Annotated in this window: 14 protein-coding genes; 3 read left to right on the forward strand and 11 right to left on the reverse strand. The window is 46.3% G+C overall.

Annotation, left to right across the window (positions count from 1 at the left end; translation table 11 throughout):
- Positions 1 to 128: 128 nt before the first annotated feature.
- The 6 genes from OKX56_RS00480 to OKX56_RS00505 all read right to left on the reverse strand — a co-directional run bounded on the left by OKX56_RS00480 (position 129) and on the right by OKX56_RS00505 (position 7,690).
- Complete coding sequence (locus OKX56_RS00480; RefSeq protein ID WP_019225630.1) at positions 129 to 1,715, reverse strand: peptide chain release factor 3; 1,587 nt, start codon at positions 1,713 to 1,715, stop codon at positions 129 to 131.
- A gap of 36 nt (positions 1,716 to 1,751) precedes the next feature.
- Positions 1,752 to 4,019, reverse strand: coding sequence for a heavy metal translocating P-type ATPase (locus OKX56_RS00485; RefSeq protein WP_019225631.1), 2,268 nt, complete (start codon positions 4,017 to 4,019; stop codon positions 1,752 to 1,754).
- Positions 4,020 to 4,021: 2 nt separating this feature from the next.
- A complete protein-coding gene (locus OKX56_RS00490) occupies positions 4,022 to 4,387 on the reverse strand; it encodes an ArsR/SmtB family transcription factor (RefSeq protein ID WP_019225632.1) in 366 nt (121 codons plus the stop codon).
- Between the two features lie 267 nt (positions 4,388 to 4,654).
- Positions 4,655 to 5,227, reverse strand: coding sequence for a cytochrome b/b6 domain-containing protein (locus OKX56_RS00495; RefSeq protein WP_019225633.1), 573 nt, complete (start codon positions 5,225 to 5,227; stop codon positions 4,655 to 4,657).
- Positions 5,224 to 6,627 carry a nickel-dependent hydrogenase large subunit gene (locus tag OKX56_RS00500; protein ID WP_019225634.1) on the reverse strand — a complete coding sequence of 468 codons (1,404 nt, stop codon included), beginning with the start codon at positions 6,625 to 6,627 and terminating at the stop codon, positions 5,224 to 5,226. The genes OKX56_RS00495 and OKX56_RS00500 overlap by 4 nt, the downstream gene beginning before the upstream one ends.
- A gap of 121 nt (positions 6,628 to 6,748) precedes the next feature.
- Positions 6,749 to 7,690: a hydrogenase small subunit gene (locus OKX56_RS00505; RefSeq protein WP_025205375.1), complete on the reverse strand. Its 942-nt coding sequence runs from the start codon at positions 7,688 to 7,690 to the stop codon at positions 6,749 to 6,751.
- A 186-nt stretch (positions 7,691 to 7,876) separates the two neighbouring features.
- On the opposite strand from OKX56_RS00505, the gene OKX56_RS00510 reads away from it, so the two are divergent.
- From OKX56_RS00510 to OKX56_RS00520, 3 genes are all read left to right on the forward strand, one after another.
- Positions 7,877 to 8,827 carry a M15 family metallopeptidase gene (locus OKX56_RS00510; protein WP_019225635.1) on the forward strand — a complete coding sequence of 317 codons (951 nt, stop codon included), beginning with the start codon at positions 7,877 to 7,879 and terminating at the stop codon, positions 8,825 to 8,827.
- 209 nt (positions 8,828 to 9,036) lie between these two features.
- Positions 9,037 to 9,390 (forward strand): YraN family protein, encoded by a 354-nt coding sequence (locus OKX56_RS00515; protein WP_019225636.1) that lies wholly within the window; start codon positions 9,037 to 9,039, stop codon positions 9,388 to 9,390.
- Between the two features lie 168 nt (positions 9,391 to 9,558).
- Entirely contained in the window at positions 9,559 to 11,085 is a 1,527-nt protein-coding gene (locus OKX56_RS00520) for a YifB family Mg chelatase-like AAA ATPase (RefSeq protein ID WP_025205374.1), read from the forward strand.
- Between the two features lie 431 nt (positions 11,086 to 11,516).
- Here the strand turns inward: OKX56_RS00520 and rnhB are convergent, their stop codons facing one another.
- The 5 genes from rnhB to OKX56_RS00550 all read right to left on the reverse strand — a co-directional run bounded on the left by rnhB (position 11,517) and on the right by OKX56_RS00550 (position 15,511).
- Positions 11,517 to 12,164, reverse strand: a complete 648-nt coding sequence (rnhB, locus tag OKX56_RS00530; protein ID WP_019225638.1) for a ribonuclease HII — start codon at positions 12,162 to 12,164, stop codon at positions 11,517 to 11,519.
- A gap of 79 nt (positions 12,165 to 12,243) precedes the next feature.
- Positions 12,244 to 13,065 (reverse strand): ribosome biogenesis GTPase YlqF, encoded by an 822-nt coding sequence (gene ylqF / locus OKX56_RS00535; protein WP_019225639.1) that lies wholly within the window; start codon positions 13,063 to 13,065, stop codon positions 12,244 to 12,246.
- A 60-nt stretch (positions 13,066 to 13,125) separates the two neighbouring features.
- Positions 13,126 to 13,467 carry a 50S ribosomal protein L19 gene (rplS, locus tag OKX56_RS00540; protein ID WP_015044180.1) on the reverse strand — a complete coding sequence of 114 codons (342 nt, stop codon included), beginning with the start codon at positions 13,465 to 13,467 and terminating at the stop codon, positions 13,126 to 13,128.
- 262 nt (positions 13,468 to 13,729) lie between these two features.
- The gene (locus OKX56_RS00545) at positions 13,730 to 14,875 is read right to left on the reverse strand and encodes an NAD(P)/FAD-dependent oxidoreductase (protein WP_419724129.1); all 1,146 of its coding nucleotides are present in this window, start codon (positions 14,873 to 14,875) and stop codon (positions 13,730 to 13,732) included.
- A gap of 75 nt (positions 14,876 to 14,950) precedes the next feature.
- Positions 14,951 to 15,511, reverse strand: coding sequence for an RNA methyltransferase (locus tag OKX56_RS00550; RefSeq protein WP_019225642.1), 561 nt, complete (start codon positions 15,509 to 15,511; stop codon positions 14,951 to 14,953).
- Between the last annotated feature and the right edge of the window lie 117 nt (positions 15,512 to 15,628).

Raw genomic sequence — 15,628 nt, forward strand, 5'->3', positions numbered from 1 at the left:
ATTGTAAAAATTTGGATGTATCATGACAGACAGCCGCGCTCCGCATTCATGCTCCGCTTACGCTGGAACTGTGGCACACAGACCCAGCTATGAAGGTTTAAATGTCTGGTTATTTAGAGAACGGTATACTAGTCGTTAGAGGATGTATGGAACGTAATCTCCGGGTACTTATCCTTCAGTCTGTCCAGGTAGTATTCGTCCTCAAGAAGAACGACCATCTGGTCATCCTGATCTTTGACGCACAGATTACGGAGTCCGCGCAAATTGGCCGGATCAACAAGTTTGTCGCTTCTGACCCAGCGGGCCATATGATGCAGAAGATGATGAAGCTGAATTCTTGTTCCATATTCATTTTCGAGGCGGTATTCCAGGACTTCAAACTGAAGCTTTCCCACAACGCCGACAATCAGTTCCTCCGGCCCATCCATAAAGGTCCGGAAGACCTGCACTGTCCCTTCTTCCGTCAGCTGCTTGATTCCCTTCTGAAACTGTTTGTACTTGGAAAAATCCAGATTGATAATCTTGGCAAAATACTCCGGCGCAAACTGCGGCAGCTTTTCGAATTCAAAGGTCCCTTCCTCACTCAGGGTATCGCCGATCCGAAAAATGCCCGGATCAAACAAACCCACCACATCTCCGGGATATGCCTCTTCCAGGATATCGCGTTCCTGTGCCAAGAACTGCTGTGGTTGTGGAAGCTTGATCTTCTTGCCGCTTCGGACATGATTGGCTGCCATTCCGCGTTCGAACCTGCCCGAACAGACCCGCATAAACGCAATCCGGTCCCTGTGGGCCGGGTTCATATTGGCCTGAATCTTAAAAATGAAACCTGAAAATTGAGGATCGGTCGGCTGAATGTAGCCAACCGAACTTTTTTGCGGTCTTGGCTCAGGCGCCATTTCCAGGAACTGCTCCAGAAAAGTTTGGACGCCAATACTGCTCAGCGCGCTGCCGAAGAAGACCGGAGACAGCATCCCCTCCTGAATCATTTCCTCGTCAAACGGATCCCCTGCAATATCCAATAATTCCAGATCTTCGCGAAGCTTATCATATAAGGCAGGTTCGAGACAGTCTTTGAGAGCGGGATCTTCAAGTCCGCGTTCGCCCGCCTCAATCCGTTTCCGTTCGCCGTCCCGGTAAAGCTCCAGACATTGATGCCGCCGGTCGTAGATTGCACTGAAATCTTTTCCCATTCCGACCGGCCAATTCAAAGGAACCGTATTAATGCCTAAAACATCCTCAATCTCTTGAAGGACATCCAGCGGGTCTTTGCCAAAACGGTCCAGCTTGTTAATAAACGTAAAAATCGGTATGCCTCTCATCCGGCAGACTTTAAACAGCTTGATGGTCTGGGCTTCGACACCTTTGACCAGATCGATTAGCATGACGGCGCTGTCGGCTGCCATCAGCGTGCGATAGGTATCTTCACTAAAATCTTCGTGCCCGGGTGTATCTAAAATATTGATATGAATTCCGTTATATGAAAACTGCATGGCGCTCGAAGTTACGGAAATGCCACGTTCTTTTTCAATCTGCATCCAGTCGGAAGTTGCATACTTGGCTGCTTTTCTTCCTTTTACCGTACCAGCCAGCCGGATAGCCCCGCCAAAAAACAGCAGCTTTTCTGTTAAGGTCGTTTTCCCAGCATCCGGGTGAGAAATAATTGCAAATGTCCTTCTGGGTTTAATCTGATTCTGGTTCGTCGTCTTTTCCATCAAGTTCCCTTTCCTTTTTTACGTGCGTGTTTTTGCCTATATTACTATATCATATTCCTTAACTTTTTTCTTCTTTAACACCCGCATTGCATTCAGGATCGCAATCACAGCCACGCCTACATCAGCAAATACAGCTTCCCACATTGTCGCGGCACCCATCGCTCCAAGGATGAGGACACCTATCTTTATTCCGAGCGCAAAACCAATATTTTGCCAGACAATTCCTTTCGTTTTCCGGGCAATCCGGATTGCCTCGAGCAGTTTGGCAGGTTCGTCCGTCATCAGGACAATATCCGCGGCCTCAATCGCTGCATCCGACCCGAGTCCGCCCATGGCAACCCCGATATCGGCCCTGGCCAGGACCGGCGCATCATTGACCCCATCTCCGACAAAAACGAGTTTACTGCCGTTTTCCTTCTGCTCCTCCAGTTCTTCCAGAACAGCAACCTTTTGATCGGGAAGCAATTCAGCGTAAACTTGGTCAAACCCCAACTGCTGTCCAACCTGTTCACTGATCGCCTTCGTGTCTCCGGTCAGCATAACCAATTTCTTGACCCCTGCCTGTCTCAAGCCCCGCAAAGCCTCCTGAACATCTTTTTTGACTCTGTCCGTAATCAGGATATAGCCGGCATATTGACGGTCAATCGCGATATAGGCAATCGTTCCAACCTCGGGTATTTGCGTCAGGGAGATTCCTTCCTCAGTCAGGAGCCTAGCGCTGCCGGCCATGACTTCTTTTCCCTGATATACTGTTTTTACGCCATAACCTGGTATTTCTTGGTACTGATGGATATCCTTCTGATCAATGCCCTTCGTGTTCAGTTTTTTTGTATCATCTTCGGTGTATCGTTTCAAAATCGAGGCCGCAATGGGATGACCTGAAAAATATTCAGCCGCGGCAGCATATTCCAGCAAAGTATCTTCATCAAACCCCTGAGCAACTTGTATTCCGGTAACTTCAAATACACCTTCAGTTAGCGTACCAGTCTTATCGAAGACAACCGTACGCACTTGATTCAGGCCTTCCAGGTAGTTGCTTCCCTTGATCAGGATGCCGTTTCGGGAAGCGCCTCCGATACCCCCAAAAAAGCTTAACGGAATGGAGATCACCAGTGCGCAGGGACATGACACCACGAGAAAGACCAAAGCCCGGTTCAGCCATTCGCTGAACGTGGCCCCCTCAATAAACAGCGGGGGCAGAAAAGCTAAAAGTGCAGCTCCGAGCACAATAACCGGTGTATAGACACGCGCAAATGTTGTCATGAAATTTTCTGTCTTAGCTTTTTTAGAGGTGGCCTTTTCCACCAGATCCAGAACCCGTGCAACCGTGCTCTGCTCATAAACCTTCGTAACTTTTACGGTTAAGACCCCGGTCTTATTAATAAAACCAGCCAGAATGCTGCTGCCGGCTTCGACCTCCCTCGGAATAAATTCTCCGGTGAGCGCCGAGGTATCCAAAACAGACCTGCCCACAAGCACTGTGCCATCGAGGGGAACTTTCTCTCCTGGTTTGATCAGAATCATCTGGCCTTCCCTGACTTCCTCCGGCGGCACTTTGCTTATGGAATCTCCCTTCATTAAATTCGCATAGTCCGGACGAATATCCATCAGTTCACTGATCGAGCGGCGGGAACGGTTGACAGCACTGTCCTGGAAAAATTCACCGACCCGGTAGAACAGCATCACAGCTACCGCCTCGGGATATTCCTGAATAGCCAGCGCCCCAACTGTAGCAATCAGCATCAGAAAGTTTTCATCGAGAAACTTGCCGCGGACAAAATTCCGAAGCGCCGCCCAGATAATCTGACTGCCAACCAATAAATAGCTGATCAGAAACAATACAATTTCAACGGCAGGTTTCAATTTTAGCAGAAACGCAGCAGCAAAAATAACGGCTCCAATGACAAAGCAAAACAGCTCGGCATTAACTTTCTGTTTTTTTTGTTCTCTTTGTTCTCTTTGTTCCTTCTGTTCTTTTTGTTCTTTTTGTTTTTCTTGTTCCGTGGTTTTCTCTTCTTTACTGGCTGCACCCATATCTTTGGACCTGATCCCAGTAATGCTTACCCCGGCCTCAATCCCGGAAGCGATTTTTTCAATTTGGACGGCAATATCTGTGATTTTTTCAGAATCATTTACCTCTAGATAGAGTTTACTGCCTGCAAAATCAATATTTGCAGTTATTATGCCATCCAGCTTCCTTACTTCCTGTTCGATTTTAACCGAGCAGTTTGCACAGCCAAGACCGGCAAGCAGGATGACTGCTTCCTGACTTTTTATAGCCATATCTTTTTTCTCCTCACGCATCCTTATCCTTCTTTGACATGGAGCATTCCCTGGCTGAAAATGCCTTTGATATGCTCGTCATCCAGCGCATAGAATACGATTTTTCCTTCTTTTCTGTTTTTTACCAGCCTGCATTGCTTAAGAATCCGCAGCTGATGGGAAATTGCCGACTGGGTCATATCCAATAGAAAGGCCAGGTCGCAGACACACATTTCTGCTTCGGAAAGCGCCCAGAGAATTTTTATCCTTGTCGTATCACCGAATACTTTAAACAGTTCGGCAAGATCATACAGATTTTCTTCCTGCGGCATCGCTTCTTTAACCTTACCGACAATTTCTTCATGAATAACCAGGCAGTCACACCGCAAATTCTCCGCTTTCCCCTCCATCAAAACAAACCGCTCCTTTGCAATTACGCTTATTTGAATACTTGAATACTTGAATACTTGAATACTTGAATACTTGAATACTTGAATACTTGAATACTTGTTCATATATTATCATATACCTTATATTTTTTATGGTCAATTTATTTTTCTATTTTTCTACTTCTCTATTTTCTACTTTTCTAATTTTTTCCTTGTACGATTCTCTGCATGATTCTTTTTTAGCCTTTTCTGCCTTGGGTTCAAACGCCACGCTCTTTGAATCGGAATCTACGCATAGCCTGTAAATATTGATTTAAGTTTTTTAAGGCCATTCGTCAGAGCAAAATAAAGATGAACGGATACAGATGAGGCCGTCATTAATGCCGCCAGATAATGCCGCCAGCGTACAGGGTTTAATCCTCCTGTCGGTTTGACCGCTCTCTGCAGGGGCTTAAAGTAGAGGGCCATCCCGGTAATAATTTGGACCGGGATCAATCCTGCGAGCGAGGTGATCAATATTTTCTGACCTGGATTGTATTTGGGATACTTCTTCTTTTTTCCGGATAGGAAGAATTCGTATTTTAAAAATCCGGGCATTGCCTTTAAGGTCTTGCGGTTCGGAATGATCTCTTTATAGTTTTTGTCTTTCATCCCGTAGCAAATCCGTGCCAGATACGAATTCAACAGTAAAAACTGGGCGACGGCGTGTGTCTTCCGGGCTGAGTCCATCCGTTTGAAACCAAAAGCGCGCGATGGGCTGTGAATGTAAAGCCCGCTAAGAATTAAAGCCAATACAGCTGGCGCATAAACCCAGTGAAGCAGTCTGGCTGTTCCTGAATGACGTTGCTTTTTCCAGTTCATATCATGATCTCCCCGATCGATGTTCTGGTGGTTATTAAATGCGTCGAACAAGAGGAGCAGATGTCAAATGCCCTGATCACCCGGCCGATTTCAATGGGCTGTTTTTCATCCGCAATTGGAATTCCGATCAGCGCTTCCTCGACCGGTCCTCTGCAATTCTGATTATCCCGAGGCGAAAAATTCCAGGCACTGGGTGTAATGATCTGGTATTGGGCAATCCTGCCGTTTTCAATCCGCAGCCAGTGTCCGAGCGGACCGCGCATTGCTCCGGTGAGGCCAATACCCTCGGCATTTTTCGGCACTTCAAAGGGTACGAATATGCGTCCCTCCGGCTCAAGCTCATCGAGCCAGGATTCCATCAAGGCCCCTATTTTTTGGGCCTCAAGTGCCCTGGCGATCATCCGGTCCATCGTCGATATGCCCTTTCGGTAATCTCCTTTGATCCAGAGCCTGGCCAGCGGTCCCCCTTCCAGTGGCACACCGGAATAACGGGGCGCCTTTATCCAAGAGTAGGCGTCTTCTTTTTCCCGTTCAGGGACTGTCTGGCCTCCAGATGGGTTTCGCGGTCCGGACTCTGCTGCATACCAGGACCTTGCCGTATGTTCTTTAATCAACGCCAGATCAAGCTTCTGGATTTGGCCGTTCAGCATTGCTCCACCGGGAAAATATCTCCCCCGATCTTGCTCAGTGCATGGAAACAGTCCGTACTCAAGCATATTTGGGGTTCTTTGGCCGAGTTCAAAGTAATCACTGTAAGCTTCTGCAAGGATGTATACATCGGGTACCATCTGACTCTGGATAAACCGATTGATTTTTTGGAGCTTCGACCGGAAATTCATGACCACATCGGCAGAAGGCGGAACTGTAGCCCCTCCAGCCAATATCCCATGAGGAAACGGAGCTTTTCCGCCTAGCAGGGCCACCATTTCGTGAGCCAGGCGGCTTATTTCCAGCGCTAAATACATATTCTGCACCATCGCGTCGTTTTTCTTTTTTTTCAGTCGCTTATCTTTGGTATAACCTGGAACAAAAGGGGCCCTCTCTGGCAAAGTCAAATAATCCACCAGGGAAAACAAATACTGATGACGGATATGATTCTGAAGCATATCTGCCCCGATGATCAGGTTTCGCAAAATGTTGGCATTGCGGGGCGGTCTGATCCCGGCAGCGTCTTCCAAGGCGTAGGAGGCAGCTGCTCCATGCAGAGATGAACAGATCCCGCAGATTCTTTCCGTAAGGTACGCGGCGTCCTGCGGATCTTTTCCTTGCAGTATCAATTCGAATCCTCTGAAAAAGATCCCGCTGCAGCGGGCATCTACCACCTTTTTGTCTTCAACTGTGACCTCTACGGCGCAGGAGTTGTTAGCCCTGGTAAGCGGCCCTATGACAATCTTTTTCATGAAGTCAGTCCTTTTCCTTTATTCGCGTTTTCATACAATCTTTTACCTGCCGTTTTCTTACTTATGACCTTTTTAAGTTGAGCCTTGATTTTTGGCTTGCTTCCGCCTGGAAGATCCTTTTTCAGTGTTTCCGCAATCTGCCGGTCAGGATGCTTCCTAACAGATGAGCGCCAATACCAAGCGCGGTCACAACCCCTGTCAATAGGCCCACCCTATTTGCCGTTACTTTGATCCCAGGAAGCTTTACATCTGGTAAGTGTTCAAAGAATGGAACGTCTCCATCGGGAAACTCCGGGCTGGCACAGCCGATACAAGGGGTATTGGCTTTTACCGGCCAGCTTAGATGCTCTCCGTTCCACTGGCGGACAGGGCAATCTGCATAGGTGACCGGCCCTTTACAGCCAATCTTATACATGCACCACGGTTCTCCCGGCTTAGCGGCAAAGATGCTGTTGTCAAAATAATCCCGCCGCTGGCAAAGGTTATGGATTGTTTCTCCATAGAAAAGTTTGGGCCGGCTATAATCATCAAGTGCTGGCTCACCGTACTGAATTAAATGGTTCAAAGTGCCCATCATCCATTCGGGGTTGATTGGGCATCCAGGCACATTGATAACTTTTCTGTCTAGAGCAGCCTGTAATGATACACATTTAGAAGGGTTCGGAGCTGCAGCATAGATCCCTCCGAACGCTGCGCAGGTACCGGCAGCAACCACGTAACGAGCTTCAGCACCCAGTTCCCGCACTGCCTGCAAAGCCGTCCAAGCCTTGCCGTTCCGATAACCGATCACAGAATACAGGCCATTGGATCTCGTTGGGATGCTCCCTTCAACCACCAGGATGTATGCCGCTTTATGATTTTTCTGGAGATCATCAAGAACATTGATGGCATCACTGCCTTCGGACGCCCCCAAAAGATAATCAAAACGAAGCTCTGCAATGCTGCTGATCAACTCCTGGTAGCCCGGATCCTTGGCATTAAGAAGGGAAAGCATGTCGCCGGCACAGGTATTCGTCCCGAGCCAGATAATGAGAGGTTTTGCTGGAACATCTTTATTCACCATACCCTTACATCCCTTCTGCGGTCTTTCGTACCCTGTTATCTTATACTTTGCGATTTTTTCAGTTCAAAGAATATTATTACCGCATGCTATTGCACTATACGAGATTTGCAGGTCTATCCTGTTTTGTTCAGGCATAAATAATTATGATTAGCCTTTCTCAAGGTTCCCCGGAAGGATGAACGAGCCATGAACTTTAAACGATTTATCTTAAGTCTGATTGTGATTGTCTTGTTAATTACAGGCTGCAAAATCATCTGGAATAGACATTTAATAACCGTAAACGCAGCCGCAGTATCCCCAGTTTCCGATTGGGAATATGAGGCCGTAATGAAAAGGGATATTCTATGTCTGATGCTGGCCTATCCCGAAACCATTACCGGTGTGGATAAAGTATCCGGAAATGAGGTCTATGTCCTTTTAAAATCCGGGAAAAAAATCTTATATGATGACAGAAAAGAAAAAAACGCCTGGCAGAAATCGGGAAACCCCGATCTCCAGGATATGATGGATCAGCTCTACTCATTGTCCAAGATTACCGAAGTTTTGCCTAATTACTACAACCCTGGCTGTGCAAGAGTTTATCCGCTTCTGAAAGAAGTCTACGGAATGAGCAAGAAATCAATCCTGTCCAATCTGATCAAAGTCAGCATTGGCTACAAGTATGTAGAGTTTAACGGGAACAATAAAGCTGCAGAATCCTTAAAGGCGGTTATGAAAGAACTGCTTCCGTTGTCCCGCCAAAGCCATAAGGTGTACGCTGCTTCTTTTCCAAGCAGCGGGGCTTTCAATTACCGGCTGATCGGCGGTACAAACAGGCTGAGTTCCCATGCCTACGGTATCGCAATCGATCTTAACAGTAATAAATACGATTATTGGCGCTGGTCCACCCGTGAAGAAGGTCAGAAAAGGCTTAATGCCTATCCCCAGGAGGTCTCTGCTATCTTTGAAAAATATGGTTTTATCTGGGGCGGCAAATGGGGAAATTTCGATATTATGCATTACGAATACCGTCCGGAAATCATTCTGAAAGCGCGTTATTTTTCCGAAAGACCCGTCTCGGGGATTCCATGGTATGACGGTTTGCAAAGCAGCCAGGAAGCCTGGGAATATATCTGGCTGATTGAAGAAAGCCTGTAGCTTTATATGCTTATCGTTCAGTCAACCTGAATTGCGAACAACACTGAATCGTGAACATCCTGGCGGTATTTTTTCTTTCATGATACAATTATTCACAAATAATACATTACTATTTCATCCCATTTTTGGTAATATTAATCATTATATACAAGTTGATCTGTTACGTTGAATATGTACGGGAGTTTTTACTCTTAGGAGGTCCTGAAACATTGAATAAAAGACAGTTGGGGCAGCGGGGCGAAGATATGGCTTTGGAACATATTAAGGAAGCCGGATTGAACATTATCCAGCGCAATTATCGCTGTCCCAAGGGAGAGATCGACATTATCGCCAGGGATGGGAAAACAATTGTATTTATCGAAGTCAGACTGAGGAGCTCCAATATCCGGGGATCCGCAGAAGAAAGCATCGGCCTCTGGAAAATCCAAAGGCTTAAAAGTATTGCCTCGTATTATCTTCTGGAACAACACTATCATCAATGGCCGCAAATCAGGTTTGATATTTTCGCCATTAACATGGCTGAAGGCGTTCCCGAGTTCAACTGGATCCAAGGGGCACTATAAATGCTTATTTTCTTTCCGTTTCTGTCTAATGTTCTGTCTAATGTTTTTGTCTGACATTCTGTCTGATTCCATAAATATCGCCAAAATTCAACTATATTAATCCATTAATGTAACTTTATAGAAGGATATTTGCTGTCAGAAGCGAATTTTGTTTTTGAGGTGAAAAAAATGTTTGCTTCTGTCAGCGGAATGTCTGTCGACAATCTCTCAGCCCAGCCGGTCAGTGTCGAAGTGGATATTGCCAATGGTCTTCCCTGTCTGGAAATTGTAGGCCTTGCGGCCACTGCTGTGAAAGAGGCCAGAGACAGAGTCCGGTCAGCGTTGAAAAACTCAGGCTTCGATTTCCCTTTGAAAAAAATTACAGTTAATCTTGCTCCTGCAGACCTGCGCAAAGAAGGCTCCGGTCTGGATTTACCGATCGCTTTGGGTATATTGGCTGCCATGGAAGAACTGAATAACTCCGTATTGAACCGCTATGTTTTTGCCGGTGAACTTTCCCTGGAAGGCCTTTTACGTCCGATACCAGGTGTTCTGACCATGGCGCTGGCTTTAAAAAGCGGGCCGGAAAAACAAGTCCTGATTATACCGCCTGCGAATCTGGCCGAAGCAAGGCTTGTAACCGAAATAGAAAGTGCAAGCGTAATCAGTCTTGCTGAGTTAGTGGGGATTCTGAACGGAGAAGATCATTTTTCCGTTATTCCTTCCCCGCCCTCTGCTGAAATCTTTGAAAAGGTATCTGTGGACTGGTCGGATATTCACGGGCAGATGCAGGTCAAACGCGGACTGGAAATTGCCGCCTGCGGGGGGCACAACCTGTTGATGGTTGGTCCGCCCGGCTCTGGGAAAACGCTGCTGGCCAGAGCATTTGCCGGGGTTCTGCCGCCGCTCACGGTTGAGGAGAGTCTTGATGTGACTCAGCTTCACAGCCTGACTGGTATTATCCGGGGAAATGGGCAGCTGATTACGCAAAGGCCTTTCCGCAGCCCTCACCATACGGCTACAGTTGCCGGAATCATCGGCGGGGGACAGAAAATTAAGCCCGGGGAACTTGCCCTGGCCAATCACGGTGTTCTCTTTCTGGATGAGCTGCCTGAGTTTTCCCGGGAAGTCCTCGAAGCACTCCGTCAGCCGCTCGAGGACCGAAAACTGACGTTAATCCGTCTGAGAGGCAGAATGGAGTTTCCGACACGCATTTGTGTCATCGCTTCGATGAATCCGTGTCCGTGCGGCTATTTTGGAGAGAATGGCCGGGAATGTTCCTGCACGCCACTTCAAATCAGCCACTACCGCGGAAAGGTTTCCGGACCCCTACTGGACCGGTTTGACATCCAGCTGGAAGTCCCTCGTTTAAGCTATGGCGAGCTAAAGCGCGGGGATAACCGGGAAACCTCCGTTATGGTTCAGGAACGGGTGATCAAAGTCAGAGAACTCCAGCAAAAAAGATTAAAAGGAAGCCGGACAAATTCCGAGATGACCGGTCGCGAAACAAAAGTGCTGTGCCAATTGGACAGCGCCGGTGAATCCCTCCTGCAAAAAGTTTTTGATAAAAACCTCTTCAGTGCCCGGGCCCACGACCGTATCCTGCGTGTAGCCAGAACGATCGCCGATATGGCCGAATCTGATAATATACAGGCGGAACATCTAGCCGAATCATTGCAGTACAGGGCTTTGGACAGAACGAAGACGAATCAATGAAGTAATCAAATAAGTTCAGCAAAGTATAATCATAAATTTAATTACAAAAGATAATCCATATGTACATACACGAACAATCTGGGTCACTCCATAATATGGATATATAGTTCAGTTAAAGGAGTGATCCGTTTGCATCATCAGGTTCACAAGGGAGACAATTTATCTAAGATTGCACGCCAGCACGGCGTGACTGTCATCATCTTATTAAATTTGAATCCCCATTTAAGAAAGCGCAGACATCGTATTTATGTTGGTGAAAGAATCAGAGTAAAATAGTTGGAAATATTGGATACGTCATTGAATAAAAATCAAAAAGGAATAGCCGCGTACAATGCAGCTATTCCTTATCTGTTACTGAAATAAATTCTATTGTAATCCTTAAGTCTCAAATCTTTTTTATGTACACTGTATGCCGGTCCCAATCTCAGATATTACCCGAGTTTATACTGTGTCCCGGCGATTATCTCTTTGATCGGCGAGAAACTCTGCCTGTGGATTGGACAAGGACCAAAGCGGTTTATTACCTCCATGTGCAGCTTGGTTCCATAACCCTTGTGTTGATCAAAATGATATTCCGGATAAATCTGATGCATCTCATCCATCAGCGCATCCCTGGTAACCTTGGCCAGAATTGAAGCTGCGGCAATACTCGCACTAAGAGCGTCTCCACCAATAATGGCTTTCTGAGCCGTATCCATATTCAGCATGTCCCTGCCGTCAATAATGACGTAATCAGGGTTGATTTTCAGGTTTTCCAGGGCCCTTATCATCGCCAGCTTTGTGGCCCTTAATATGTTTAACAGGTCAATTTCGCCGGGCGTCGCACTTCCCAGTGCAAAAGCAACAGCCTGCTTTTTGATTTCTTCAGCTAAGTTCCTTCTTTTCTTTTCCGATAATTTCTTCGAGTCATTCAGGCCGGGAAGCTCAAACTCCCTTGGCAAGATACAAGCAGCGGCAATGACAGGACCGGCAAGCGGACCTCTTCCTGCTTCATCTATACCGGCAATCCGTGAATATCCTTCAGCAAACAAACCTTTTTCTATCTCCAGGAGTTTCCCTATCCTTTCGATTTCATCCATTCCTTCATCTCCCCAGCTGAATAAAATGTGGCACATACTCTAGAGACCAGTCTCCGTAATGTATAGAAGCGTCAAATTTTTAGTCCATAGTCACTTTGGCAATCTTACCGCTGCGGAATTCACGAAGAAAGATCTGGGCGGCTTTGAAGGTATCAATTCTGCCACCGCTGACTAGACAGCCCCTTCTGCGGCCAATCCCTTCAAGATCGGTCTCGTTTTCCCCAAGTTTGTAAAAGCTTTGCAGTTCCAGAGGATAATTCTGTTTAAGCCAGGCGAGCAGCCACTGAGCAAGTTCTTCCTGATCGAACACTTCATCTCTTACCGCACCGGTCACAGCGAGTTTCCTGCCTACTTCAGGATCATCAAATTTGGGCCAAAGCATACCCGGAGTATCAAGCAGCTCGACTTTATCATGTATCCTGATCCACTGGTTGCCGCGCGTAACACCTGGTTTGTTGCCCGTCTTGGCTTGTGAACCGCCGGTCAGCTGATTAATCAGCGTAGACTTGCCAATATTGGGTATACCAACAACCATGACGCGAATAGGTCTTCCCCGCACTCCCCTGGCGGCCAGCCGTTCTCTTTTATCCGTCATCAGTTCCTCGAGCAGCGGGACAATTTTTTTGACGCCAACATTGGTCATGGAACTAATCGCTAAAACAGGTCCTTCCTTGCCAAGTTTCACAAGCCACTGGTCAATCCTCTTTTTGTCAGCAAGGTCCGATTTGTTGAGCAAAAGCAAGCGGAGCTTGTTCCCAAGCAGCTGCTTCAGCAGAGGATTCCTGCTGCTCAGTGGCAAACGAGCGTCTCCCAGTTCCATGACAATATCAACCCAAGCCAGTTGTTCTTCGAGCTTTCTTTTCGCTCTGGTCATATGACCAGGATACCATTGAATGTTCATAATCCTCCATAGAAAACAAAAGAGCTGAATTTCTCCAGCTCTTTTCCATCTTCTCTGTTATTAGCGGCGTTCTCTGATTCTGGCCGATTTGCCGTAACGGTCACGCAGATAGTAAAGTTTCGCTCTGCGGACAATACCTTTACGTACAACTTCAATCTTGTCAATACGCGGAGAATGAAGGGGGAATGTTCTTTCTACACCTACTCCGTTGGAAACACGGCGCACGGTGAAAGTCTCCCTTAAGCCATCGCCCTTCCTTTTAATCACAAGCCCTTCAAAGACCTGAATACGCTCACGAGTACCCTCGATAATACGTACATGTACTTTGACTGTATCTCCAGGACGGAATGAAGGAATATTATCTTTAAGCTGCTGCTCTTCAATCATACGAATATAATCCATAATAAATTACCCCCTTCCTTGCCTAGATGTTCTTAACTTCTTACATCAAGCCAGAGGACCATCCGTTTTTTACACTGTATCATATTACCACACACACCAAAAATGCGCAATATGCTATATCTTTTTTACTAAATCTCTAGTTAATTTCCTCTAGTTAATTTCCTCTAGTTAATTTCTTCAAGTTTTCGATACAGCGTCAATTTTTGCTTGTCCTTCATATCTGCTTTTCATTTCTGTTTTTCTGATCTTTCTGATTCCAGGATTATATAAAACGGCCAAACCAGTATTTTTCAAATCCAAGTTTTGCCAAATAGGCTGTCCGCGTTGGCTTCCATAGAGAGATCGATGGGCTTGGTTTTTTATAATACTGAACCGATGAATATCGGGCCCGACCGAACCCGGTATTCATGATTCAGGTACCCTTTCCTTTATAGGTATATTCCGGCTTTGCCCCCCTGGACAGAAGATAGATATTTCTTGCCACAACATCCGCCTGGTAATGCGCAAACGCACCGGCTTTCGGTGCGTAGGCCCCCATTACCGGAAGCTTTACCGCTGCAGCATCACCAATGGCATAGATTGTCGGGTAATTTGTTTCCAAAGTGTGAAGGTCTACTTGAACAAATCCGCTGCTATCCACCAAATTTGACTTTCGTAATACCTCCGGGGTCCAGTGAGGCGCAATACCTAACAAAAGATCCGCAGCAATTTTCGTGTCATGATCCAGGATCAAAGCTTTTTCCTCAATCCTGAGCACTTTCGCTTCCGTGATCAATTTTATCCCTTTTTCAGCAAGCATTTTCCTTACACTTTGCCCAACCTTGGGCTTGGCTAATGGCTCCGGGGAGTAATCTGGCGTCACCAAGGTAAGCTCAATTTTATTTTGAATTCCCCTTTTCCGAAAAAACTGGTCCAAAAGAAACATTATTTCATAAGGAGCAGATGGACATTTGTATGGCAAGCTGGATATAAAAAAAACAATTCGTCCGGAGGAGAAATTGTTTAATTGCTGATTTATCTTTCTTACCCCATCAAAATCATAAGCATTTAAAGCATATTCTGTGAATCCGGGTACGGTCTCCGTGTGATACTCCACTCCCAAAGAAATAATCAAATAGTCAAAAGGCAAGACTCCCTGATTTGTTGAGACCTGATGTCCGGTTAAATCAATTTTTTGTACTTCCTGATGCAAAACATGGATATTCTTCTTTTTTAAATTGGTTAACTTCCTTGTTATATCCGCTGGTTTTCGCTGACCGATCATAAGGAGTGGATAAGAGGCTGCAAAGTGATGATTGAGTTCCCGGTCCACGACCGTTACCTGCATGGAATCCCCCGCCACATTTTTAAGAATATTGGAGGCAACAATACCGCCGATTCCCCCACCCAGAATTAAAGTGTTTTTCATAAGCTCACCCCAGCACTATTTTCTCCGAAAAAAAACACTTTATTCTTGTGCCTTGTCAATTCAAAAAATAACCAATTAATGGCCTCTGAGCCTGTCCAAAATAATTGCCGCAGCTGAACGGACAGACAGATGATTATAGTCTCCGAAACCGTAAACCGGCTTCAGAATATAATCTGCTTTTTCCATTTCTTCCTTTATGATGCCCCAACCTGTTCCGAAAAGCAGCAGAAAGTCCTCATCAGTTTCCTCGAGCTTCCGGCGCAGGTCGGAATATTCAATCGTATTCCGGTACAGTCTCGCATCCGTTGCAACCGTGAATAATTTCTTGCCGGGATTCTTGATTTTGATTTCCTGGACAGCTTCTTCCAGCGTCGAGGCAAGCTTCACTTTCTCAAAAGCTTCATATCTATTGGGATTATATTCAGCGCCATACCCTTCCCGCCAAAAGCCCATGATCCGCCGGGCTAGATCCTGCTGAGCCGGACCGGGATGGACAACATAATAGGTATTCACTCCATAAGTAGTTGAGCTTCGGGCAATATCGTGCAAGTCAAGGTTGGTTATCGACGTTGCGATCTGCTCCATATTTTTGTTGTAGACAGGTGCGTGAATAAGGGCTACATATAGTTCTCCCATTATTTCCTCCAGATCTTATTAAATAGTAATCTAGGGTTAGTCTGTGGGTCACAATACCGCTTTTCGGCCGTTGTGTCATCCTTGACACAAAAGGCCGCGCTACGCAATCCTGCTCCG

The organism is Dehalobacter sp., from assembly GCF_030063005.1.
GTDB classification, from domain to species: domain Bacteria; phylum Bacillota; class Desulfitobacteriia; order Desulfitobacteriales; family Syntrophobotulaceae; genus Dehalobacter; species Dehalobacter restrictus.

What these genes read in the sequence shown, in the direction of transcription:
- OKX56_RS00480 (WP_019225630.1), bottom strand. Translation starts at nt 1,715, where the DNA reads ATGGAAAAGACGACGAACCAGAATCAGATTAAACCCAGAAGGACATTT.
- OKX56_RS00485 (WP_019225631.1), bottom strand. Translation starts at nt 4,019, where the DNA reads ATGCGTGAGGAGAAAAAAGATATGGCTATAAAAAGTCAGGAAGCAGTC.
- OKX56_RS00490 (WP_019225632.1), bottom strand. Translation starts at nt 4,387, where the DNA reads ATGGAGGGGAAAGCGGAGAATTTGCGGTGTGACTGCCTGGTTATTCAT.
- OKX56_RS00495 (WP_019225633.1), bottom strand. Translation starts at nt 5,227, where the DNA reads ATGAACTGGAAAAAGCAACGTCATTCAGGAACAGCCAGACTGCTTCAC.
- OKX56_RS00500 (WP_019225634.1), bottom strand. Translation starts at nt 6,627, where the DNA reads ATGAAAAAGATTGTCATAGGGCCGCTTACCAGGGCTAACAACTCCTGC.
- OKX56_RS00505 (WP_025205375.1), bottom strand. Translation starts at nt 7,690, where the DNA reads ATGGTGAATAAAGATGTTCCAGCAAAACCTCTCATTATCTGGCTCGGG.
- OKX56_RS00510 (WP_019225635.1), top strand. Translation starts at nt 7,877, where the DNA reads ATGAACTTTAAACGATTTATCTTAAGTCTGATTGTGATTGTCTTGTTA.
- OKX56_RS00520 (WP_025205374.1), top strand. Translation starts at nt 9,559, where the DNA reads ATGTTTGCTTCTGTCAGCGGAATGTCTGTCGACAATCTCTCAGCCCAG.
- rnhB (WP_019225638.1), bottom strand. Translation starts at nt 12,164, where the DNA reads ATGGATGAAATCGAAAGGATAGGGAAACTCCTGGAGATAGAAAAAGGT.
- ylqF (WP_019225639.1), bottom strand. Translation starts at nt 13,065, where the DNA reads ATGAACATTCAATGGTATCCTGGTCATATGACCAGAGCGAAAAGAAAG.
- rplS (WP_015044180.1), bottom strand. Translation starts at nt 13,467, where the DNA reads ATGGATTATATTCGTATGATTGAAGAGCAGCAGCTTAAAGATAATATT.
- OKX56_RS00550 (WP_019225642.1), bottom strand. Translation starts at nt 15,511, where the DNA reads ATGGGAGAACTATATGTAGCCCTTATTCACGCACCTGTCTACAACAAA.